Here is a 22,558-nt window from a genome sequence, read left to right on the forward strand (position 1 = left end):
TCGACCCCACAGTTAGCCGACCAAGAAATCAAAATCAATCCAGATCAATGCAAAAAATAGCGCCGGGAAACGATAAATATGGTATTGATCGAACCATTAATGCGGTCTAGGCTGCGTTATGGGAAAAATTGGTCAACCAATGCAAGGAATGATCATGGATGGTCGAATGGGCGAGCTGATGGATCCGGAAGCGAGGGTCCGCGCCTACATTGCCGAGGGGAATTTTCCCAGCGGCGCCAAGCTGCCTCCCGAGCGACAGTTGACGGAAGAGTTGAACCTGTCGCGCACGAACTTGCGCAAAGCGCTGGATGCGCTGGAGCGCGATGGCCTGATCTGGCGCCATGTTGGCAAGGGCACGTTTGTGTCAGACGATGCCACGTCCCGCGCCCCCAGCAATGCCACCATCGAGCTGGGCCGTCAGATCACGCCGTTTCGCATGATGCGCGCCCGCCTTGCGATAGAACCGGCCATCGCCCGCGAAGCGGCCGTCAATGCCTCGGGCGAGACACTGACGCGGATGGCGCGGGCGATTGAGCGGGCCAAAGCCGCCACCACTTGGAACGAATACGAGATTCAGGACGACCTGTTTCACCGTGCCGTCGCCGAAGCCAGCGACAATCTTTTGTTGCTCGCCCTGTTCAACCAGTTGAACGAAGTGCGCCGTGCCGTTGCTTGGGGAAATGTATCGCGGGACAGCGCGCACCCCTCGCCCAACCATTCCAGCTTTGTCGAGCATGATGCCATCTTTGCAGCCATCTCGCTGCGGGATCCGACCGAAGCTTATGACGCGATGCGCCGCCATCTTGGGTCGGTGGCGAAACGCCTGTTTGGAGAGGTGTAAGACCAGCCTACCCCGACCGTGCCGTTGACCCAAGCGCCGTCGGGCAGAAGTGAACTGAATTCTCAGGGAGGAGAATCATGAAGAGCTTGATTGGAAAACTTGCAGGGGTGGCCGTTGCCGCGACCTTGATGATGTCAACGGCCAATGCCGAGACCATTCGGATTGCGCTTGCCGAACCGCCATCTGACGAACTGGCCGCGTTCTTTGTGGCGCTGGACCGGGCCAAGGCACAGGGCGTGGACTATGAATGGACGGCCTTTGCAGAAGAAGAGCTGGCGATCCAAGCCGTGCTGAGCGGCGACATGGATATTGCCTTTGGCACGCCCTATGCCGTGATGCAGCGGTCAAAGGCCCCTGTCCGGATCATCTTTCAGTTGTCCAAGCTGGTGTTCTTTCCAGTCACCACCAAAGAGTTCAACACCTTGAAAGACCTGGATGGTCAGCCGATCATGCTGCACTCGCGCGGCGGCGGCACCGATTCCATCGCCAACGTGATCGAGGAGCGCGAAGGCATCAAATTCAGCGAACGGTCTTATGTTCCGGGCTCCAGCAACCGCGTTGTGGCGATGCTGGCGGGTCAGGCCAAGGCGACCATTCTTGATTTGTCGAACCGCAACAAGATCATTGCCGAGGCGGGAGATCGCTTCAACTCGCTGCCGATGTTTGAAGTCAAGGCCAGCGACGAGGCGCTGTTCGCCAATCTGGACTGGATGAAGGCAAACGAAGAAACCGTCAACATTCTGGTCAAGTCGCTGCATTCGGTGTGGAACGACGTGGCCAAGGACCCGACGATCGTCAGCCGCGAGACCGACCCGAACGGACCGATCGGCACGCTGCCGGCCGAGGTTCTGGCCGAGTTGGACGGCTTTTACGCCGAAGCCGTTGCTGGCGGTCTTTACGACCCCAATGGCGGTGGGCGCGAGGCGGCCATGGCAGACCTGGAATGGTATTCCGGCGCGGGTCAGCTTGAAGGCGATATCACAACGCTGAACCCCGAGGATTTCTGGTATTTCGCCCCTCTTGATGCGGCAATGAAATAACCGGACCTGAACCGCGGAAGGCCGCCCGAGCCGATTGCATCTGGCGGCCTTCTTTTCTGCAACCCAGACTTTTCTGGCCATCCGTCGCAGAGGTTCTCTGATGATCGACCGTTCTCTGACACTCAAACTTCTCTCGGCTGCGCTTGTCTTTGGCGCGTGGGAGATTGCGGGCCGTGTCCCGATTTCTTATGCCTTCCCGACCTTTCTGGAATCCATGGCCGCCTTGGCCCGGATGACCTTTGATGGCTCGTTGTTTGTGGCCTATGCCCAGACACTCAGCCCCTTGGCCATAGGCATCGCCATCTCGGCTGTCGTTGGCATCGCCACAGGGTTGTGGATTGGGCTTTCCACGCGGTTTGAATGGCTGTTCTCACCGATTTTCGTCGTGATGCAAGCGGCCCCGCTGGCTGCGCTGATCCCCATTCTTGTCATGGTCTATGGCATCGGGCTGACCTCTAAGGTCTTTGTGGTCTGTATCATGGCCATGCCGGTGATCGTGCTGAACACCGCCGCTGCTGTGCGCAACACACCAGGATCGCTTAAGGAAATGGCCTCGTCCTATCTGGCCAAGGACCATGAGATCTTGTGGAAGATCATTCTTCCTGCTGCATCGCCGATGATTTTTGCGGGCCTGCGCCTTGGCGTCTCGGCTGGCTTTATCGGGGCAGTCCTGTCGGAACTGAAGATCACGCCGACCGGTGTGGGCGACATCATCACCTTCAGCCGTTCCATCGCTGATTACCCCAGCATGTATGCGGCCATCTTCTCAATCATCCTTCTGGCGGTTCTTTTCCTGAACCTGCTGGGAACGCTGGAAAACATTCTGTTCAAAGGGAACAACCGTGGATATGTCACAGATTAAGCCCGACACGCGGCATGCCGTGCCCGCCGCCGACATTGCCGTGTCTGTCCGCAATGTCTCAAAAACCTATGGCGATGTTCAAGCCCTCAAGGATCTGACGCTGGATTTCCCTCGCGGAGAGCTGACATCGCTGCTCGGCCCCTCGGGCTGCGGCAAGACCACCTTGCTGAAGATCATCGCCGGTCTGTTGCCCGCCACCTCGGGCGAGATTTTGGTGAACGGAGAAAAGGTTACCAAGTCAGGGCCGGATCGGTCGTTCGTCTTTCAGGACTTCGCCCTGTTGCCTTGGGCCACCGTGATCCGCAATGTGTCCTTTGGTCTGGAATTGCGCGGCGTGGCCAAGTCAGAGCGCGAAGCGATTGCCGAAAAGTACATCCGCGAAGTTGGCCTTGCAGGGTTCGAGCAGAAATACCCGCATCAGTTGTCGGGGGGGATGCGGCAGCGTGTCGGCCTTGCGCGGGCGCTGTCGGTAAATGCCGAAGTGCTGCTGCTGGACGAGCCGTTCTCGGCCGTTGACGAACAAACCCGTCGCAAGTTCCAGGAAGATCTGCTGCAACTGGTGCAGAACGAAAAAAAGACCTTCATCTTCGTGACCCACTCGATCGAAGAAGCGGTCTATGTGTCAGACCAGATCGCCATCCTGCTGCCGCGCCCAAGCCGCGTGCATGAGATCATCCGGCCCTCCAGCTTCCGCAACAAGGGCGTGGACAACATTCGCCGCGATCCTGAATACCTCGACATCGTCGATGGCATCTGGGCTTCGCTGCGCAGCTATGTGGAGTGATCGGGCATGACCGTTTTCGGATACAAGCTGCCCGCGCTTTCGTCGCTGCTTCTTTGGGCGCTGCTTTGGGAAATCGTGGGCCAAGTGGATCTGACCTTCTTCATCCCGCCCTTTTCCGAAGTGATTGCAACATTGTTCGGCATGGTGCCAACGGCAGGCTTTCTGAATGCCCTGCAAACCACCGCCTGGGCCTTTTCGGTCGGTGTGTTCTTCGCCTTGGTGATCGGCATTCCCGTCGGCATTCTGATGGGCAAAAGCCGGATCATTGACGAATTGCTGTTGCCTTGGGTCAACATCTTCATCTCGGCCCCGTTGACGGCCCTGGTTCCGGTGCTGATGGTTCTGTTCGGCTTTGGCACCCGAACCGTGATCATTACCACCAGTCTGTTTGCGATCTGGATCATCATCCTGAACGCGCGCACCGGGGTGAAGCAGATCAACCGCTCTTTGGTGGAAATGGCGCACAGCTTCGGCGCGTCGCCGATGGATGCCTTCTTCAAGATCTACTTCTGGGCGGCATTGCCCGAGATCCTCGGCGGGGTGCGGATTGGCATCATTCGTGCGGTCAAGGGCGTGATCATCGGCCAACTGCTGATCTCGATCGTCGGGTTTGGGGCGCTGTTCGAGCTGTATTCCAGCAAGTTCATGATGGCCGAATTCTGGGCGGTTCTGATCGTGCTGTTTGGACTTGCCTTCGCGCTGTCCGAATTCCTGGCCTATCTTGAGCGCAAAGTCGCCTATTACGCATCTGCCCGGTAACGGCCGCATCTGCGGCCGTGCCTTCCCTCCCCCACGGATAAAGAGGCTTATGATGACTGCAACGCTTGCTGCGCTGTTAGACACCCAAGATGCTCAGGCCGCTGCCATTGGCGCGCCGGGGCGCGAGTGGTTGAGTTTCGGCTTGTTGCGCGCCTTGTCGGCGCAAGTGGCCGCCGATCTGCGCAGCTTTGGCATCAGCGCCTCTGACCGGGTGGCGATCGTGCTGCCGAATGGCCCGGAAATGGCGGCCGCCTTTGTGACAATTGCACAGGCGGCCACCACGGCCCCGCTGAACCCCGCCTATCAACTGGCGGAATACCAGTTCTATCTTGAAGACCTGAAGGCAAAGGCGCTGGTCGTTGCCAGCGGCCATGACGGCCCCGCGGTCGAGGCGGCCCAAGCCCTTGGCATGGCAATCTTGCGGCTTGAAAGCCAGCCCGACCAACCCGCCGGCAGTTTTCGCCTGATCGGCCAGCCCGCCAGCACCCCTGCCCCCGCTGATCTGCCCGGCCCCGAGGCTGTGGCGCTGATCCTGCACACCTCGGGCACGACATCGCGCCCAAAGATCGTGCCGCTGCTGCAATCGAACCTTGTTGCCTCGGCCGGGAATATCGCCGCTTCGCTGGCGCTGACCCCAGCGGATCGCTGCCTGAATGTGATGCCGCTGTTTCACATCCATGGCCTGATTGCGGCTGTGACGTCCTCGCTGGCAGCGGGCGCGTCGGTCTTTTGTGCGCCAGGCTTTGATGCGTTGAAATTCTTTGGCTGGATACGTGAGGCCTGCCCGACATGGTACACAGCGGTGCCGACGATGCATCAGGCCATTTTGTCACGCGCGGCACGCAACGGCGATGTGATCGCCGCCCATCCGCTGCGGTTCCTGCGCTCATCCTCGGCCTCGCTGCCCGCACAGGTGATGCGCGAGCTGGCCCGCACCTTCAACGCTCCGGTGATTGAGGCCTATGGCATGACCGAGGCCACCCATCAGATGGCCAGCAACCCCCTGCCCCCGCGCGCGCAAAAGCCTGGCTCGGTCGGCATTGCGGCAGGGCCCAAGCTGCGCATCGCGCATGAGGTGGAGAACAGACTGATCGACGGCACCGGCGAAGTGGTGATTTCGGGGCCGAATGTGACGCCGGGCTATGAAAGCAACCCCGAGGCCAATGAGAAGAACTTTTTTCAGGCCGATGGCTTGCGCTGGTTCCGCACGGGTGATCAGGGGGCCTTGGATGACGAGGGCTATCTGCATCTGACGGGTCGGCTGAAGGAGATCATCAACCGGGGCGGCGAAAAGATCAGCCCGCTGGAGGTGGATGGCGTCTTGCTGGACCATCCGGCGGTGCAACAAGTGGTGGCCTTTGCCATGCCCCATCCCAAATTGGGCGAAGAGGTGGCCGCCGCCGTCGTGCTGCGCGAAGGCCAGACCGCGACCGAGCGAGAGATCCGCGATTTCTGCGCAAGCCAAATGGCGGATTTCAAAGTGCCGCGCCGGGTGATCATCCTTGACGAGATTCCCAAGGGCGCAACCGGCAAGTTGCAGCGCATCGGTCTGGCCGAAAAGCTGGGCCTTGGCACCCCCGCCTGACAGGAGCGACAGAATGAAGATCTGCATTTTTGGCGCAGGCGCCATTGGCGGTTATATGGCCGCAAAACTGGCAAAGGCCGGGGCAGAGGTCAGCATCGTGGCGCGCGGCCCGCATCTGGCTGCGATCCAGTCTCGCGGGTTGACGCTGATCGAAGAGAATGCCGCCCCCGTAACGGTGCAGGTGCGCGCCAGTGCTGCGGCTGCCGATCTGGGGCCGCAGGATTATGTGATCGTCACGCTCAAGGCCCATTCCGTGCCACCCGTCGTGGGGGCCATGCAGCCCTTGATCGGGCCGAACACCACGGTGGTCAGCGGCGTGAATGGTGTGCCGTGGTGGTATTTCCACAAGCATGGCGGTGCCTTGGAAGGGACGCGACTGGCCAGTGTTGACCCAGGCGATGCCCAATGGAACGGGTTTGGCCCTGACCGGGTTCTGGGCTGCGTGGTCTATCCGGCTGCCGAAGTCAGCGAGCCCGGCACGATCCGGCATATTGAGGGCAACCGCTTTTCGTTGGGCGAACCCGATGGCAGCAAATCTGATCGCGCCGTTGCCCTGTCGCAGGCGCTGACTGCCGCAGGCCTGAAGGCCCCGGTGCGGCCCCGGTTGCGCGATGAAATCTGGGTCAAGCTGTGGGGCAATCTGTCGTTCAACCCGATCTCGGCCCTGACCCATGCCACGCTGGATGTGCTGTGCACCGATCCCGGCACCCGCGCTGTGGCCCGCCGCATGATGGTCGAGGCGCAAGAGGTGGCCGAGAAGTTGGGTGTCACCTTTCCCATTGATGTGGATCGCCGGATTGATGGTGGCGCGGCCGTGGGCGCGCATCGCACCTCTATGCTGCAAGATTTGCTGGCCGATCGCCCGATGGAGATTGACGCGCTGGTGACCTCGGTTCAGGAACTGGGCAAGCTGACCCAGACCGCGACCCCAACTTTGGATGCCGTGCAAGCCCTTGTGGCCCTGCGCGGGCGGGTTGCGGGCTTGTATGGCTGATCACCCGTCGCGTTGCGGCGGGACCACAGGATTGTCGATGTTTTGCTATAAAATCGGTAATGATTGCTGTTTCCCTACCCCTGCCTTAATATCCATATCAGGAGGCTGATATGGAATCTCACCGCTCGCTGACATCTTTGGCGCATCACCGCATCCGCGACATGGTGCTGTCCGGTGAATTGCTGCCCGGCAGCAAGATCCAGATTGATGCCCTTTGCAAAAAGCTGGAGATCGGGGCCAGCCCGGTGCGAGAGGCACTGAGCATTCTGTCATCAGAACGCCTTGTCGTGCGCCACGAGCAACGCGGCTTTCGCGCGCCTGAAATCAGCGCCGATGATTTTGCCGTGCTGTTGGACACCCGCTGTCGGGTGGAAGGGCTGGCCTTGGCTGATGCCATCGAACACGGCGGGCTGGAATGGGAAGAGCGGATCGTTCTGTTGCAATACCGGCTTGCCACGCTTGACCGCATTGGCAACGCCCCAGCATGGGAAGTCGCGCACCGCGACTTTCACGCGGCCTTGATCGCCGCCTGCCCATCACCCTATCTGCTGTCGTTTTGTGCTCAGCTTTACGATCTGGCGGTGCGATACCGGAATGTTGCGCATCAGACAGCGGCCCCACAGCGCAAGATCAATGATGAACATGCCCAGATTGCCGCAGCGGCGCTGGCCCGTGACACCACACGCGCGGTTGATCTGCTGGTGGCCCATTACCGCACCACGGGCGAATTTCTTGCCCGCAGCTTGGCCGAGCGCGAGGCCGTGACGCCCCTCGCCTGACAGCCGCAAAAGCCCAGTCCAGCCCAGCCTTGGAAGATATACGTTCCGGGCGCCGGGCACCGCCCTTTGCATCCGGGGCGGGCAGCCCCCATCGGCGGGCACGGGCCAGAGCCGCTGCTTTGCTTGCGCAACCACTCTGTCCATGCCGGCCACCACGAGCCTTCCTGCACCTCTTGCTGGCCGATCCACGCGTCGGGTCCGATATAGTGCGCACCGGGGGGCCGATGGGACAGACGATAGTGCCGGTTGCGATGGCCCGGTTCGCTGACAATGCCGCCATTATGCCCGCCTTTGGTCAGCACGAAGGTCAGATCGCAATCGGTGAACAGCTTGGTCTTATAAACCGATCGCCAAGGCGCGATATGATCTGTCTCGGTGCCCACCACGAACATCGGCGCGGCGATATCCTGCAAGGCGATGACGCGGCCCTCGACCGCAAAACGCCCTGCCGACAGCCGGTTTTCAAGGAACAAACCACGCAGATATTCAGAATGCATCCGCGCCGGCATGCGCGTCGTGTCGCCATTCCACACCCCGATGTCCGAAGGCAGATCCTCTTTCCCCAGAAAATAGCGCCGCACGGCGCGGCTGTAGATCAGATCCTCGGACCGGATCGTCGCAAAGGTACGGGCCATTTGCGGGCGGTCAAGATACCCCTGATCCCACATCAGATCTTCGATAAAGGCGACCTGACTTTCATCAAGGAACAGCAGCAACTCGCCGGCCTCGACAAAATCGACCTGCGCTGCCATCAAGGTGATCGAGGCCAGACGATCATCGCCTTCCCGGGCCAATGTGGCTGCGGTGATGGACAACATGGTGCCGCCCAGACAATAGCCCACGCTGTGGATTTTCTTCTCTGGAACGATCTGGGCGATCTCATCCAAAGCCGCGATCACCCCGTGCTTTCGATAATCCTCTAGCGACAGGTTGGCCTGGTCGGCCGTTGGGTTGCACCATGAAATCATGAAGACCGTAAAACCCTGCCCAACCAGATAGTTGACCATCGAATTCTGGGGCGACAGATCAAGGATATAGTATTTCATGATCCAGGCCGGAACGATCAGGATCGGCTCTGCCTGCACCTTGTCGGTCTGGGGCGTATATTGGATCAGTTCAAACAGTTCATTGCGAAACACCACCTCGCCCGGCGTGCAGGCCAGATCCTTGCCGATCTCATAGCCCTTTGGCGGGGCCTCATGGCGCTGTGTCACGGTCTGCAACCAGTCATGCCAGAAATGCACCGTCCCCTCGGCCAGATTGCGGCCATGGGTTTTTGTGGTCGCCTCGATGATCTCGGGATTGGCGAAGGGGAAGTTGGACGGCGAGACAAGATCAAGCATCTGGCGCGACATGAAGCGGGTCCGGTCGGCATCTTCCTGACGCAAGCCGCGCAAAGGGTCGGTCGCATAATCCCACCAATCCTGGGTCGCCAGAAAGGCCTGCTGCCACAGTCGAAAAGGAAACTTTTGCCAGCCTGGATGACCAAAGCGCGTATCATAGGACTTTGGGGTAAAGGGTTCCTGACGATCAGCCTGTGCCGCAGTTGAGAGCATCGCCAGTTTGACCGCGTTTTCCTGCGCCCTCTCGGCAAGTTCCAGCATCCGCCCAGGGGAGCGGCTGAGATGCAGCGCCCAGTCTGTCCAGGCCGCCACAAAGGAATGGGGCGAAACGCCGCCCGACAGCCGCGCAAACCCCGCCCGCGCGGCACGGTCAAGATTCTGATGGGGATGGCGGTCTTGCTGCGGCGCAATGGCAGGCAGGTTGGGCCGGGGGGGAATTGGGGCAAGTGCCGTGGCTTTGGCTTTGGTTTTGGTCTGGGCTGCGCACATCGGATCGATCCCTTGATTGAACGGCCCTGACGTCGGGCTGGGGTTGCCCTGATCGGACCGACCCCGGTTACCCATTTGCTGTCGCCATGGGCGCAATGGTCACGCCCGCTTGCAAAGCTGATGCAGCGGCCCGACATCTACACCCTAAGCATTGCGGCTGCGTCTTGGCTTTCGCATTGATTCAAATCAAGCGAGGCGTCAGAACCAGCAGAAGGCCATCACAGCAGCGCGAGGTTGAACGCGCCAGCCCCTGCGAAAACCAAGGCCTATTTGGTCGGCGCACCCGATGGCATAGCGCACAGATGGGCATCGAGGGCGGAAATTGCGGCGTCGATCGCCATCGCCTTTGCGCCCTGCCCCAAGATGCTGGCCAAGGCGTTCATGGTGTTCTGGCCGGGCATGCCGTCAATCGGCCCCGGATCGGCCCCGGCGGCCACCAGCAAAAGCTGTAGCGTCGTGCCCGGATCTGCCGCGGGAAGCGTGGCCAGACCGCAGGGGGGCTTGGCCTCTTCGGGCGGGGGCACGGGGGTGGGTTGCACCTCGGCGGGGGCTTCGGCCACCACTGGTGCGGCCTCGGCAGATGCTTCGACAGGGGCTTCGGGGGGGGCTTCGGCGGGGACGGGGTCGGCCAGGATGGGGGTCACGACGGGCGACACAAGGCACTGGCCAAGCTGCGCTGCAATCTGGCTGGCCCCGTCCGGCGGGTTGCCTTGCACGGTTTGCGCACAGGCGCCCTCTTTGCAATCCACGGTGATTTGCCACGCCTCACCCGCGGGGTCAGCCTTCAAACTGGCCTCGCCATTGGCGTAAAGTTCGTAGAAATATCCGCCGATCAGCCCCTCTTGCCACAGGCCGGGAAACTGCGGTGTCGGCACATCGGCCTGACGGGTGACCACAGCCGTCGCCCCCGGAAAGGGCTGGTCAAAGCCCGCCCCCACACAGGTTTCTGCGGCCGCCACACTGCCTTGCGCAAGGCCCGCAAGGCACAGACCAACGACCAGCCGCTGCGTCATGGCTTGGCCTTGATCAAGGGGCCATGGGCGCGAAAGGCCAGTGCCGCCAGCACCACGGCGTTGGTATTGGTCGTCACCGACTTGTTGGGGGTTCCGTCGATTTCATAGATCCCTTCGGGCCAGCCCCGTTCCGGGTCGCCCAAGGGGGCCAGGGCTGTGATCAGTTCCTTGGCGTAATCGGTGCCAAACAGCGCATACCAGGCAAAAGCCGTCTTGGTGGTCACCGTGCGCTTGCTGTCCAGCCGTTCGCCGCGAAAGGTCATCACGGCCCAGGGCGCACCGCCGCCCCAGACAGAGGAATAGACGAAATACGGGGCTTCATCGAGATGGGATTCACTGACCGCCGTCAGCACGCCTGTTTCGCGAAACCGGGCCTCTTGCGCCTGATAGATCGTCGTCGCAAACCGGTGCGAGCGCGCATCAAAGCCGAATTCCAGCCCATCAAAAACATAAGGCTCGCTGACCACAAAGGCGGGGGTCACGTTGCGGTGCAGGCGGTCATCCACCGGGATCGGCAGGCCCTGCACCTCTTGCACCATCAGATGCTCGTCGGCGTTATAGGCGCGGAACATGTCATAGCCGTAAAGCATCATGGCCTTGGCTGCATATTGTTCATAGCCGACGCGGCCTTCCTGATCGCGGCGCAGGGCGTCATCGGCCATATTGCCACCGATCAATTGCCCATCAGACACCATCTGCGCCAGATCCCAATGCTGCATCAGCGCCGCAATTTTTGGCGAAAGGTCTGGGTAGTTATGCTCGACATGCCCCAAGGCGCCGACGATCCGCGCAATATCGAGGGCTGACCAGCCAAGCCCACGCTCGACCGGCTTGTTGTTGTAATCGACCAGTTCGCCGGTCTGCACATGATAGGCCTTGTTCGGCAGGATGTCATCGAACAGGCGCATCACCGTCAGCGTATCCAAAGCCTTGGAAATGCGGGCCTTGGCCACGTCAGGTTCGATGATGCCCAAAAGATCGGCCGAAATCACCGCAACGAAATACGAGCCGGTTTCCCACATGGTGGTCGAGGGGTATTTGTCCGCCGAATTGACCAGGCCGGTGTTGGGGTCGGTGTTGTTTTCAAAGTAGCGCCACGCGATCCGCGCATAGTCCAGATCCTCGGGCGAGCTTTCGCCGACGATGGCCAATGGCAGGGGGGTGATGTCATCAAAAGCCGACATGGCCGACGTCTTTTCAGGGGGGGCTGCGGGCTGTTCAGCCGCTGTCGGGCCATCGGCCGAAGTCTGCGTCACGGTTTTTTCCAAGCTGATGACCACGGCAAGGCCAAACCCAAGCGCCACCAGAAAGATGATGTGGCTTCTGGCCTTTATCAGGTTTTCACGAAAGCTCATAGGGATGCCTCTTTGGTTTCAGTTGGTTGCCACAGGGCGGCAGCGATGATGCCGCTCATGGCCAGGCAATTGTTCAGGCCCCACAGGATATTGGCCACGACACCGCTGGCCGAATGGGGGGTGTCACCCAGCAAGAGTGCGCCGGTTGCCCAAACCGCGCCGAACAGGGTCAGCCCCACGACGGCAATCTGGGGCTGCACCAAGCGCAGGAAATTGCCCGACTGCCGCACCTTGGGCGTCACTTTGAACGAGATCTTTTCCCCGCGGGCCACCGTCATGATGGCCTTCAGACCCAGCGGAAAAAACGACAGGTAACTGGCCTTGGCCGCATAGCCCGCCACGCCCCAGGTGCCCACCATGATCGCCAGTTCCAGTGTCACCAGAAACGGGATCAGATGCAGGAAGAATTCGCTGGAATAGGCCGAGACGGGCGAGATGCCGGTCAAGAGATAGACCACGGGCGCAAACAGAAAGACGATGTTCCAGATCGGCGCCAGATAGGAATAGAACGTGGTGCCATACATCAGCCGCTGCGGAAAGGTCAGCCCCTTGCGGAACAGAGGGTTGTCATTGACCAGAATATCAAGACTGCCCCCGGCATATTTGAACCGCTGCACTGTCCATGTCAGCAGATCCTGCGGCGACAGCATCTTGCTTTCGATGATCGGGTGCATCTTCGATTTCCAGCCGCGCTCGCGGTCGGCATGCAGCACGATCGAGGTGAAGATATCTTCCGAAACGTGAAACTTGTAGGGCGTCACGGCCTCGGTTGCGGCGGCCTCGGTCTTGATGGCGCGCATCAGTTCGGGCGCCACTTCGCGTTCCTTGCTGGAGACGGTGATGTTTTCCTCGACCGCCCAGGTGCGCTGTTCGACCTTGGCGCCAAAGCTGCGCAAGGCGGCCTCCATCACCGCTTCGCGCCGATGGACAGACCCTGCCCCACAGCAAAAAGAGGCGTTCACCCAATTCCGGCGGCGCTGGATGATGTCGTAAAACATCTGCGGATCATTGACGAAGGGATCAGCCCCCACCGTCACCGGGCCGATCAGCTTTTCCACGCCACGGCCAAAGGCCTCGCCCCTTGCGCCAAACCAGCTTTTCAGCCGGGCGGGCAAAGACTCGCCTTCGGGCAGGTCGTAGAACCATTGGGGGGTCTGCACCCAGGCCATCTTGGGGTCACGGAAATAGCCCAGCGTATGTTCCAACAGCGTCGGAAACGGTCGGGTGTCTGCATCACAGATCACCAGAAAGTCGCCATAGGTTTGTTCCATCGCATTGCGCAGGTTTCCGGCCTTGAAGCCTTCGTTCGTGCTGCGCGTGATGTAATTCGCCCCCTCTTCTTCGGTCACGGCCTTCATCTCGGGGCGGCGGCCATCGTCCAGAATGTGAATCCGAACGTCGATCGGATGCGGATAGGTCATCTTCTTGGCATCCTGAATGCCAAGGCGCACAAGCTCGGGGTCTTCGTTATAGGTGGCGAACATCACATCCACCACAATCTGCCGGTCTTTCTCGGGGTGGTTCGGGTCAACATCGCCCAACAGGGCTGGCGGGGCCTCAAGCTTGACGGGCTCGTCCTTCCACAGGTTGAAGACGAACAGCACCATCCCAAAGAAGGCGAAGGTTTCGGCAAGGGCCAGCGGCACGGCGAACCACATCGCCTCGGGGTTCAGCGAATGTGCCCAGCGCCACCAGATATACCAGCCCCCCACCACCAGCGCGACGGTGGCCAGAAACTGCCACAGGCTTTCGCGCAAGGCCGAATAGGTCAGGGGTTTGGGCGGAACGCGGTCCTCGAACTTGAGGAAATAGTCATCCGTGATCATACCTTGGCCACCTTTGCCTTGCGTGCCTCCCATGGGGTCGGCCCAAGGCCGATTGTCCATGCCAAAGGCTTGATCCGTGAAAGGCCCAGCGCCACCAGGAAGGACGCGGGCAAAGCCACGGCAAAGCGCAGCAGAACGATGGCCGTGGGCGACATCATCTCGAACAGGCCCGAGGTGAACAGGGCGATGTCAAACAGATCAATCACCGCCGGATGCACAAGGTAGACGCCAAAGGTGAACTTGGCCAGTTTCGACCAGCGCGGGGACCATTCCTGATACTGCCCGCCCAGAAAGATCAGAAAGATGCAGATCGGCATCAGGAAATGGCCGTAGAAATCCCAGCCGCTGCGAATGCCCCAGCCGCCGGTTTGCACCGCCACCGCAAAGAAGGGAATGGTGGCAACATAGGCCAGCCCGGCAAAGTAAAGCCCGCCGCGCCGCAACAGGCGGGACTCGCCGCGCGGAATGCCATCATTCCACAGCCCATACAGCGCAAAGGCCGCAAAGCCATAGCCGACATAGCCAAGGATCTTGATCGCGCGCAGGATATAATCGCGCAACTCGGCCTCTAGCCCCAGACCCCAGATAAAGCCCTGGGTGTTGTTCATGATGCCCAGAGTGACAAACAAGGTCAGCCCCAGCACCGGATAGCGCGTGGCCCCCCGCATCAGCGGATAGAACAGGAACAGGACAAACAGGGTTGGCAAAAAGTGCATGTGATACTGCACCTTGCCCAGCAGGAAATAGCCAAACCAGCTTTGCACCTGCGTGACCTGATCCCAGATATAGGGCGCATAGTTGAAGGCATCGGCCTTTATCAGCCGGAAGAACGCATAGAACACGACCCAAAAGGCAAAGGGCACCAGCAGACGCTGCGCCTGTGTGCCGATGGCGCTGGAATAGCTGGGCATTTTCTTGTCCACCCGCATCGCCATCAGAAACAGCGAAAACAGGAAGAACATCTCCGACCCCGAGAATTCTCCCAACGACCGTAGGAACACCGGCAACAACCGGGCCGAGGCTTCGGCTTCGGCAAAGGGCTGGCCCGCGAAATCGGTCGAGGAGTGGATCAACACGACGCCCATCGCCGCAAACACGCGGTTGGCATCGAACCAGACCATTCTTGGCTTGCTTGACCCGCTCATGGTGTGGTGCCTTCCGGTTTCGGGCAAGAGGTGGCCAGCACCTTGCGCGGCTCGGGCGGGGCCAGATTGTGCAACTCTGTCCGGCAGTCGGTTGCGGCGGTTTCACCATCGGTCGGCACCGGTCGGCAATACAGGAATTCTTCCAGCGGGATCACCGGGTCAAGCCGGGCCGGGTTGTCACAGGCGCAGCACGGCACAACCTTTTCCATCATCCGAGGATGACATTTGTTGTCGCGCAGATCGGTGCCGGCATTGGCCGTATCCCAATATTGCGCATTGGTGCTGACCTGTTGCAGGATCGGCCCCTGCACCTTATACAGCAAGGCCGCCAGAATGATGCCGTTGTTGTTGGCGGTTTGCAGCGGGATATAGCCGTTGCCGTTTTCATACAGGCCTTCGTAAAAGCCCATCTCGGGATCATAAAGGTCGGCCACGCTTTCAAACAGCAGGTCGGTATAGTCGGTTTCCCACAGGGCCCACAGGCCCACCGCCGCCTTGGCCGCGATGGCCGCGCGGTCGGGCTGGTATTCGCCCGTTGGGTCCAGCGTGTTCCAGGCATAGCCATCGGCAAAGATCGAGTCATAGACGAAGTAGGGTTTGCCATCGACCTGATGCTCGGACCGGGCGGTGATGATGCCCGTCTGTTCATAGCGGCGCTGCTGCACCAGATAGATGCGGTTGGCAAATTCCGCGCGCCAGCCATGGCTGGCAGTCATGCCATCATTCGTCCGGTCTGACGGCATGTCCCAGCCCATCTCAAGACCATCCAGCAGATAGCCTTCGGTCAGCACATAGTTCTGGTTCTTGAAGATGCGCGGATCGCGGCCATCATAGGGCACTTTCACATCATAGATCGTGGTATAGGCCAGCGGCTCGGGCGACATGGCGCGGTCCACGTCAAAGCCCCACAGCGCAAATCCCTTGGCGGCATATTCTTCATAGCCAAGGCGGCCTTCCTGAACATATTGCGTCGAGCCGTCGCCCTTCTTGAACGCCCCGAACATCCGGCCGTCTTCATTGACCAGATTGCAAAAGTTCCAGCGCATCGGCACGTTATCGACGCTGTTGGCCAGATGCGGGTGACGCTCTTTCAGGATGCGCAGCCAGACCAGCATGCGCCCGATATCCAGCGCCGACATGCCCACTTCGCCTGCCTCGTTGGCATAGTTCACCTTGGCCCCGGTGGCGGTGTTATACACCTTGTTCGGCGCCTCGCCCTTGTAGAGATCAAGGTTGCGCAGGGTGTTGATCAGCTTGGTCGCCCGCGTGTCGAATTCACGCTTGTCGATCACGCACAACTCATAGGCCGCAACCAGGGCGCTGAGATACGAGGCCGTATCCCACAGCGTGGTCGAGGGGTAAGAGCCAACCGCGTTGACCAGCCCGGTTTCTGGCTGATAGCGCTTTTCGAAATAGGACCAGGCGATGCGCGCCATCTGGGATTCACGCTCGGTCAAGGCGCCGTTGCGCCCGAAATGCGGCTTTGACATCGTGCCGGCACGCCGGTTGCAGGTCTTGGCGGCGGCGCCATCGACATCAATGAACAGCGGCGAGTCTGACCGGATCGTGACGCTATGCTGCCCCGTTGCCGTGATCGCGGCATTGTCGATGGTCAGGATATGGGTCTGGCCTTCGACCTCGGTCTGCGCGGCCAAAGCCACGGGGCTGGCCAGTGCCAGGGCAAGGACGGTGCCCTTTGCCAGTGACGTGACGCGGTTTTCGGATTTCATCTGCTTACTCCGGTCAAGAGAGAGGGGCCGTCTGACGCAGCCCGCGCTTTCAGGATCTGGCCTCAAAGGTCAGTTTCAGGCGATTGCGGTCATTCACCGGGCCGTAATCCAGGGCATCCGCGCAATCGCGGATCAGCCCCAAACCGCGCCCGCCTTCGGCCATCGGGTCAACCTGCGCCAGATCACAGCCCTGCTGGCGGATATCAAAGGCCTTGGCACCCGTGGGGTCATAGATCTCGGCCACCACGCGCGCCGGATCACAGTCAAGGATCACGTCGATCGCGGCATCCGCAACATCGGTCTGGGCATGCAAGACCAGATTGGTCAGGGTCTCACTGATGCAGATGTCAAAACGGAACAGGGCCTCATCGGCGAGAACACCTTCCACATGACGTTTCAGGGTCAGAACCATGGGATCGACCGCTTCAAGCTGTTTTGGCATATGGAAGGCGATCGGGGTCACTGGTTTTCGCTCATGGTTTGCACGGCGCTTTGCACATCGCGCAGAATGGTGAAAACGCGGTCCATCCGGCAAATGCGGAACATCTGTTCGACATCGGCGTTCAGCCCGCAGACGACCAGATCGCCTTTGTGACCGATTTTCTTGAGAACCCCCGTCAACGCCCCCAACCCCGAGGAGTCGATAAAGCTGACATCCTTGAAATCAATCAGGATGCGGGTCGATCCGTCGTCGATCAGCGCCACGACCTCTTCCTTGAAGGTGCGTGCGTTGATCGCGGTCAACCGGTCAACGCCGGGGCGGACCACCACAATATCAGGATCATGTTTGGTGGAGTGAATCATGTCGTTTTCTTCCTTTTCAAGGCCACCACGGTCAAATCGTCTTCCAGCGCCCGACCACCGCGCCACGTCCGCAAGGCGTGAACGATGATGTCGGGCAAAGCATCGGCCCCTGCCCCCAGATTGCGCGCAACAAGGGCGCGCAAGCGGTCATTTCCAAAGGGCGTTTCATTTTGATCCTCGGCCTCGGGGGCGGCATCCGAGCAGATGACAAGCCACGCATCTTCCTCAAAGAGGATCGAGTGGTTCTCATAGGGAACGTCCGGAAACATGCCAACCGGAAAGCCGCCATCGCCCAAAAGCTGCGACTCGCCTTCTGGACCAAAGTAAAAGGGCGACGGATAGGCCGCCTGACAAAAATCCAGCCGCCCTGTGTCTTTGTCAAAGATGCCACAGAACATGGTGAAGTAATCGTCATTGTCCGATGCCCCGAACCGCGCGTTCAGATCCAGAACAAGGGCGGCAGGGTCGGGCTTGCCATCTGGGCCCAAAGCGGTGCTGGCAAAATATTCGGGCGTGATCAGATGGCCGATGGCCACCGCCAACAACGAAGCATGAATGCCATGCCCCGACACATCGACAGCATAAAGCCCCAGTTTGGTGGGCGACAAAGGCACACAACCGAACATGTCGCCCGACACCACAGCCGAGGGCAGAAAGGCCGAAGCGATGCGAATGCCGTGGATTTCCTTGTGCATATCGGGCAAAAGCTGGCGCTGCGCCGATGCTGCTGCCTTGAGATCGGCTTCGATCCGGTCGTTCTTTTCCTTCAGGATGCGATGCTGTTCGGCCAGTTCATAGGCGTGATGCACCAGCCGAGAGGCCACGCGCAACCGCGCCGTCAACCGGGCGGGATGCCGGTCTTTTGACAGGAAATCATCGACACCCGCCTCCAACGCCTCGGCGCGCACGACATCATCATCGCTGCTGGTGATCATGATGATGTGGACATAGTGATCAAGATCCAGCGCGCGCACGGCCTTGGTCAGGTCCATCCCGTTCAGCTTGGGCATCTGATAATCGCTGATCAGGATCTGCGCGCCGGTCGATTTGACCAGGGCCAGGGCCTCTTCTCCGTCTTCGGCCGGAATGGCATGATAGCCAAGGCGGTCAATGACCTGCGCAAGATAGGTGCGCTGCACGATGTTATCTTCGGCAACGATGATACTCAAAGCCGGTGTCATTTTCTTCCGACGTCCCGAATTGATCGCACAAGGGGAAAGGACATCGTTGCTGACACCACACATTCTATTCCGATGATCGACTTGAGAACCAAGGCCATCAAGCACGAAACTTTGCGCCTTGCGACGCCCTGACGCGACAGAAACACCGTGTAGATCGCCATCAGTATTGTGCATGATTATCCCAACTCCACCCACGGTTGCCAGAGATAGGGGTGGATAACGGCGACAATCCGGTTCAACCGTGGCGAATTGGTGTCAATTCCGCCCCTAATGCCGTCGCAGCGGGGGAACAAAAATAAATTGCAGGCAGAACCGATCTGCCCGCAATACACGCCAAGATTGCACAGTTTCGCCGCATTCCTCAGATTTATGCTAATTTAGCGCCATTTTGTCGGCCCAAACTGCCCTTACGTCTGATCCAACGACCATGGACTTTCGCCAGGGCTTGCCGCTTGATAAACCTCAACGCGACAAGACCGAAACAAGGTTGATCTGGAAAGGGCTGGCGATGAAGGGTGTGGTGTTCGTTGAACTGCTGCGAATGGCAGAGGAGGCCTTTGGAGAAGATGTTGTCGATGATGTTCTGGATAAGGCCGATCTTGACAACGATGGCGCCTTTACGGCGGTCGGCAGCTATCATTGCTCTGACCTTGTCAAGATCGTCACGGCCTTCAGCGATCACTCGGGTCTTAGCCCCGAAATCTTGCAGAAAAAGTTTGGGCACTGGATGCTAGAGCATTTCGCCCTGCACTACCCCGAGGTGTTCAAGACCAAGGACAGCGCCTTTGCCCTGCTGGAGTCGGTGGAGCGCGAAATTCACGTCGAGGTGCGCAAGCTGTATCCCGATGCCGAATTGCCAAGGTTCGACACCACGCGTGCCGCACCCAACGAGCTGAACATGACGTATGACTCCCCCCGCCCCTTGGCCGCCTTTTGCCACGGCATGATCGAGGCCTGCCTGCTGCATTTCAACGAAACGGGCGAGATCGCCAGCGCGCCGCACCCGTCCAACGACCACGCCACCGACTTCAAGATCACACTGACCCCATAAGGCACGGCCGTCATGTCTGAAATTCCCGAGGAATTTGTATCACGCAAGCGGTATCGGCGCGAACGATTGGCCCGCACCGAAGCCGAGTCCTTGCTGGAGAGCAAAAGCCGGGAGTTGTTTGAGGCCAACAAGGCGCTGAGTGAGCATTCGTCGCGGCTGGAACTGGCCGTTCAGGAACGCACCGAGGAGTTGCAGCGCGCGCTAGAGCGGGCCGAAGCCGCCTCGACCGCGCGCAGCCGCTTTGTCGCAACGATGAGCCATGAGATCAGAACCCCCCTGGGCGGCCTGTTGGGGATGATCGATCTGCTGACCCTGGATGAGCAAGACCCGAACAAGCTGGAACTGCTGAATTACGCAAAGGCCGCGGGAAATGCGCTCAGCCGCATCGTGAACGACGTGCTCGACTTTTCCAAGATGGAGGCCGGGGTCTTTGTCTTTGAAGAAGAGCATGTGGATATTCGCGCCCTGGTTGAAAGTGTGCGCATCCTGTCAAATTCGCACGAAAAGGGCGCAAACCGCACGATCATCGCCAAGATCGACAGCAGCGTGCCAAAGCTGTTTCTGGGCGATGCCACGCGCATTCGTCAGGTGATTTCAAACCTTGTCAGCAATGCCTTGCGCTATTCGACCGAAGGCCCGATCACGTTGCGCGCCAGCGCCACCCCCCATGAAAAGGGGGTGCTGTTGCGCGTCGAGATCGAAGATCAGGGCATCGGCATCCCCGAAGAAAAATTCACCAGCCTGTTCAAGGATTTCTCTCAGATCGCCAACCCGCTGACCTCGGCCGCGCAAGGCACTGGTCTGGGACTGGCCATCTGCAAACGCATCATTGACGGAATCGGCGGCAATATAGGCGTCGAGAGTTGCCCAGGCGCAGGCTCGACCTTCTGGTTTGAATTGCCCGTGGCGGTCGTGTCGGCGATGCAGTCCGACGATGTCGAGCAAGACATTCAGGATACCAGCCCGATCGCCACCAACATCGCGGGCAAACGTGTCTTGATCGCCGAAGACAACATCATCAACCAAAAGCTGCTGTTGACCTATGCCGCGCGCATGAATCTGCAGGCCGAGCTGGCCGAAAACGGCCACATAGCGCTGGAAAAATTCGCCCCCGGCAAATACGACCTGATCCTGATGGATGTGGCGATGCCCGAAATGGATGGGCTAGAGGCGACGCGGCGTATCCGGGACACTTGGCCCGCCCAGTCGATCCCCCCCATTTTTGCGCTGACGGCACATGTGATGGACGCGATCGAAGAAGAAGCGCGGCTTGTGGGCATTGACCGGATCTTGTCAAAACCCATCCCCTTTGCAGAACTGCAAAGCGCCCTGGAAAAGGCCCTGAGTCGCCCCCTGCCCGACAGCACAGAGGCAGCCCCTGCCAAGGCCGATCCGGCGGCATCGACCAAACCAACCCTGTTGGACTGGATGGCGCCCGAAGTGGCTGAAAAGCTGCTCGAATTCTTCTCGCATGACGGGCTTGATGACCTTGCGCTGAAATTCGTCTCTGACACCACCAGCCGGCTGGATAAGTTGGTGGCCGCCGACAGCGCCGGGGATGATGAGGAAGTCAGGGTTCAGGCCCATTCCGTCAAAGGTGCCTGCCTTGCCTTGGGGTTTGAAGAAATGGCCGATTGGGCAAGCCAGATCGAACACCGCAAGACCCACCTTGCCAACGCAAGTGTCAGCGAAACCGCCCACAAACTGTCGGCCAAAGTGGCCGAACTTGAAACCATCCTGCGGCGCTGATCTGTCTGCTTGCGGCACGGGCTGGCGGATCAGCACCCTTGGCAGCGGTTAACCACACTGTCTTTGTAGATGGTTGAAGTCTTTGAAGATGGTCGGGGCGGAGGGATTCGAACTCTCGACCTACGGTACCCAAAACCGTCGCGCTACCAGGCTGCGCTACGCCCCGACTGAGCGCTTCCTAGCGAATGCCGTGGCGCTTGAAAACCCCTATTCGGCAGCACAAGGCCAAGCGGCATCAACAATCGCCGGGTGGCGCAGTTCTGCGCCTTCGCCAATGCCCAAACGCCGCGCCAGACCACCGTTTATTTCCAGCACGAATTGCACCGCATCGCCGCCCTCGATAGCCGTGCGATCCTGCGGAATGGCGTTTTCATGCACACGGGTGACACGGCCTTGGGCGTCGGCAAAGATCATGTCCAGCGGAATCAAGGTGTTGGCCATCCAAAAGCTGGCACGCTGCGGCGCCTCGTAAACGAACAACATGCCCGCCGATTGCGCCATCTTTTCGCGATGCATCAAGCCTTGGCTGCGCTCGGCGGCATCATCGGCCACTTCAACCGCAAACCGCGCCTGCCCACCGGGCCAGCGCAACACGACTTCATCTGCTCGGCACGCAGCCGCCTGCGCCGCACTTGCGCCCAGCATCAATGCCACACCCAAGATCAGGCCTGTTGACCAACCCGTGCCGCTGCTTCCCATGACATCACCTGTACCGCCATTCGCCCGCGACGGCCCTGAATGATTTTCAGGCTGACCGCCTCACCAGCCTGCAGATCAGCAAAGCCGGACACGCGCAAGACTTCGATATGGATGAACACATCTTCAGGATGCCCAAAGACATTGGCAAATCCAAATCCCTTGGCCTTGTCAAACCACTTGACCCGCGCGGGCTCCAGCGGCAATGCCGCCAAAGTTGCGGCGTCAACTTCCGATTGCTCGTCACTCAGGGGCACTGACACCACCACGGGCGCCTGAACCTCCAGCACTTCTACAGCCTGAACACCGCGTTGGGTGGCCTGCACCTTGACGCGAATGCCTGCCCCATCAGCTACCGTGCTTTGCCCATAGTTCCGCAAAACATTGGCATGCAAAAGAATGTCAGTTTCTGACTCATCCGAGATTATGAAACCAAAACCCTTGGTTGCGTCGAACCATTTGACCCGCCCATCTAGGACGCGCAGGACAGTGTCATCTTCAGTCATGTAAAGGCCGTTCCCCAGATTGACCC

21 protein-coding genes and 1 tRNA gene are annotated in these 22,558 nt (G+C 59.8%); 10 read left to right on the forward strand and 12 right to left on the reverse strand.

What is annotated here, in order from left to right; all coding sequences use genetic code 11:
* Positions 1-154: 154 nt before the first annotated feature.
* The 8 genes from V3C85_RS18495 (at position 155) to V3C85_RS18530 (ending at position 7,644) form a co-directional block, all read left to right on the forward strand.
* Entirely contained in the window at positions 155-841 is a 687-nt protein-coding gene (locus V3C85_RS18495) for a FadR/GntR family transcriptional regulator (protein WP_331796987.1), read from the forward strand.
* A 77-nt stretch (positions 842-918) separates the two neighbouring features.
* Complete coding sequence (locus V3C85_RS18500; protein ID WP_331796988.1) at positions 919-1,881, forward strand: ABC transporter substrate-binding protein; 963 nt, start codon at positions 919-921, stop codon at positions 1,879-1,881.
* 100 nt (positions 1,882-1,981) lie between these two features.
* Positions 1,982-2,743, forward strand: coding sequence for an ABC transporter permease (locus tag V3C85_RS18505; protein ID WP_331796990.1), 762 nt, complete (start codon positions 1,982-1,984; stop codon positions 2,741-2,743).
* The gene (locus V3C85_RS18510; protein WP_331796991.1) at positions 2,730-3,527 is read left to right on the forward strand and encodes an ABC transporter ATP-binding protein; all 798 of its coding nucleotides are present in this window, start codon (positions 2,730-2,732) and stop codon (positions 3,525-3,527) included. The genes V3C85_RS18505 and V3C85_RS18510 overlap by 14 nt, the downstream gene beginning before the upstream one ends.
* Positions 3,528-3,533: 6 nt before the next feature.
* Positions 3,534-4,286, forward strand: a complete 753-nt coding sequence (locus tag V3C85_RS18515; protein ID WP_331796992.1) for an ABC transporter permease — start codon at positions 3,534-3,536, stop codon at positions 4,284-4,286.
* A 52-nt stretch (positions 4,287-4,338) separates the two neighbouring features.
* Positions 4,339-5,871 (forward strand): acyl--CoA ligase, encoded by a 1,533-nt coding sequence (locus V3C85_RS18520; protein ID WP_331796993.1) that lies wholly within the window; start codon positions 4,339-4,341, stop codon positions 5,869-5,871.
* A 13-nt stretch (positions 5,872-5,884) separates the two neighbouring features.
* A complete protein-coding gene (locus tag V3C85_RS18525; protein ID WP_331796994.1) occupies positions 5,885-6,865 on the forward strand; it encodes a 2-dehydropantoate 2-reductase in 981 nt (326 codons plus the stop codon).
* 110 nt (positions 6,866-6,975) lie between these two features.
* Positions 6,976-7,644 carry a GntR family transcriptional regulator gene (locus tag V3C85_RS18530; RefSeq protein WP_331796995.1) on the forward strand — a complete coding sequence of 223 codons (669 nt, stop codon included), beginning with the start codon at positions 6,976-6,978 and terminating at the stop codon, positions 7,642-7,644.
* On the opposite strand, the gene V3C85_RS18535 is transcribed toward V3C85_RS18530, so the two are convergent.
* The 9 genes from V3C85_RS18535 to V3C85_RS18575 all read right to left on the reverse strand — a co-directional run bounded on the left by V3C85_RS18535 (position 7,575) and on the right by V3C85_RS18575 (position 18,518).
* A complete protein-coding gene (locus tag V3C85_RS18535) occupies positions 7,575-9,476 on the reverse strand; it encodes a PHA/PHB synthase family protein (protein ID WP_331796996.1) in 1,902 nt (633 codons plus the stop codon). The genes V3C85_RS18530 and V3C85_RS18535 overlap by 70 nt on opposite strands.
* A 266-nt stretch (positions 9,477-9,742) precedes the next feature.
* A complete protein-coding gene (locus V3C85_RS18540) occupies positions 9,743-10,489 on the reverse strand; it encodes a hypothetical protein (RefSeq protein WP_331796997.1) in 747 nt (248 codons plus the stop codon).
* Positions 10,486-11,844, reverse strand: a complete 1,359-nt coding sequence (locus V3C85_RS18545) for a DUF3131 domain-containing protein (RefSeq protein ID WP_331796999.1) — start codon at positions 11,842-11,844, stop codon at positions 10,486-10,488. The genes V3C85_RS18540 and V3C85_RS18545 overlap by 4 nt, the downstream gene beginning before the upstream one ends.
* Complete coding sequence (locus tag V3C85_RS18550) at positions 11,841-13,670, reverse strand: glycosyltransferase family 2 protein (RefSeq protein ID WP_331797000.1); 1,830 nt, start codon at positions 13,668-13,670, stop codon at positions 11,841-11,843. The genes V3C85_RS18545 and V3C85_RS18550 overlap by 4 nt, the downstream gene beginning before the upstream one ends.
* Positions 13,667-14,791, reverse strand: coding sequence for an acyltransferase (locus V3C85_RS18555; protein ID WP_331797001.1), 1,125 nt, complete (start codon positions 14,789-14,791; stop codon positions 13,667-13,669). The genes V3C85_RS18550 and V3C85_RS18555 overlap by 4 nt, the downstream gene beginning before the upstream one ends.
* A gap of 20 nt (positions 14,792-14,811) precedes the next feature.
* On the reverse strand, positions 14,812-16,545 hold the full coding sequence (locus V3C85_RS18560) for a DUF3131 domain-containing protein (protein WP_331797002.1): 1,734 nt from the start codon (positions 16,543-16,545) through the stop codon (positions 14,812-14,814).
* Positions 16,546-16,594: 49 nt separating this feature from the next.
* The gene (locus V3C85_RS18565; RefSeq protein ID WP_331797003.1) at positions 16,595-16,987 is read right to left on the reverse strand and encodes an ATP-binding protein; all 393 of its coding nucleotides are present in this window, start codon (positions 16,985-16,987) and stop codon (positions 16,595-16,597) included.
* A 17-nt stretch (positions 16,988-17,004) separates the two neighbouring features.
* Positions 17,005-17,349: an STAS domain-containing protein gene (locus V3C85_RS18570; RefSeq protein ID WP_331797004.1), complete on the reverse strand. Its 345-nt coding sequence runs from the start codon at positions 17,347-17,349 to the stop codon at positions 17,005-17,007.
* Positions 17,346-18,518, reverse strand: coding sequence for a PP2C family protein-serine/threonine phosphatase (locus tag V3C85_RS18575; RefSeq protein ID WP_331797006.1), 1,173 nt, complete (start codon positions 18,516-18,518; stop codon positions 17,346-17,348). Before V3C85_RS18575 ends, V3C85_RS18570 begins: the two co-directional genes overlap by 4 nt.
* 439 nt (positions 18,519-18,957) lie before the next feature.
* Here V3C85_RS18575 and V3C85_RS18580 point away from each other — a divergent pair, with 439 nt between their 5' ends.
* Positions 18,958-19,581 carry a heme NO-binding domain-containing protein gene (locus tag V3C85_RS18580; RefSeq protein ID WP_331797007.1) on the forward strand — a complete coding sequence of 208 codons (624 nt, stop codon included), beginning with the start codon at positions 18,958-18,960 and terminating at the stop codon, positions 19,579-19,581.
* A 12-nt stretch (positions 19,582-19,593) separates the two neighbouring features.
* A complete protein-coding gene (locus tag V3C85_RS18585; RefSeq protein ID WP_331797008.1) occupies positions 19,594-21,330 on the forward strand; it encodes an ATP-binding protein in 1,737 nt (578 codons plus the stop codon).
* 89 nt (positions 21,331-21,419) lie between these two features.
* On the opposite strand, the gene V3C85_RS18590 is transcribed toward V3C85_RS18585, so the two are convergent.
* From V3C85_RS18590 to V3C85_RS18600, 3 genes are all read right to left on the reverse strand, one after another.
* A tRNA-Pro gene (locus V3C85_RS18590) sits at positions 21,420-21,496 on the reverse strand.
* A 41-nt stretch (positions 21,497-21,537) separates the two neighbouring features.
* The gene (locus V3C85_RS18595) at positions 21,538-22,029 is read right to left on the reverse strand and encodes a DUF192 domain-containing protein (RefSeq protein WP_331797010.1); all 492 of its coding nucleotides are present in this window, start codon (positions 22,027-22,029) and stop codon (positions 21,538-21,540) included.
* The gene (locus V3C85_RS18600; protein WP_331797011.1) at positions 21,993-22,532 is read right to left on the reverse strand and encodes a cold-shock protein; all 540 of its coding nucleotides are present in this window, start codon (positions 22,530-22,532) and stop codon (positions 21,993-21,995) included. Before V3C85_RS18600 ends, V3C85_RS18595 begins: the two co-directional genes overlap by 37 nt.
* Positions 22,533-22,558: the final 26 nt, after the last annotated feature.

The organism is Pseudotabrizicola sp. L79 (assembly GCF_036553525.1).
Classification (GTDB): domain Bacteria; phylum Pseudomonadota; class Alphaproteobacteria; order Rhodobacterales; family Rhodobacteraceae; genus Pseudotabrizicola.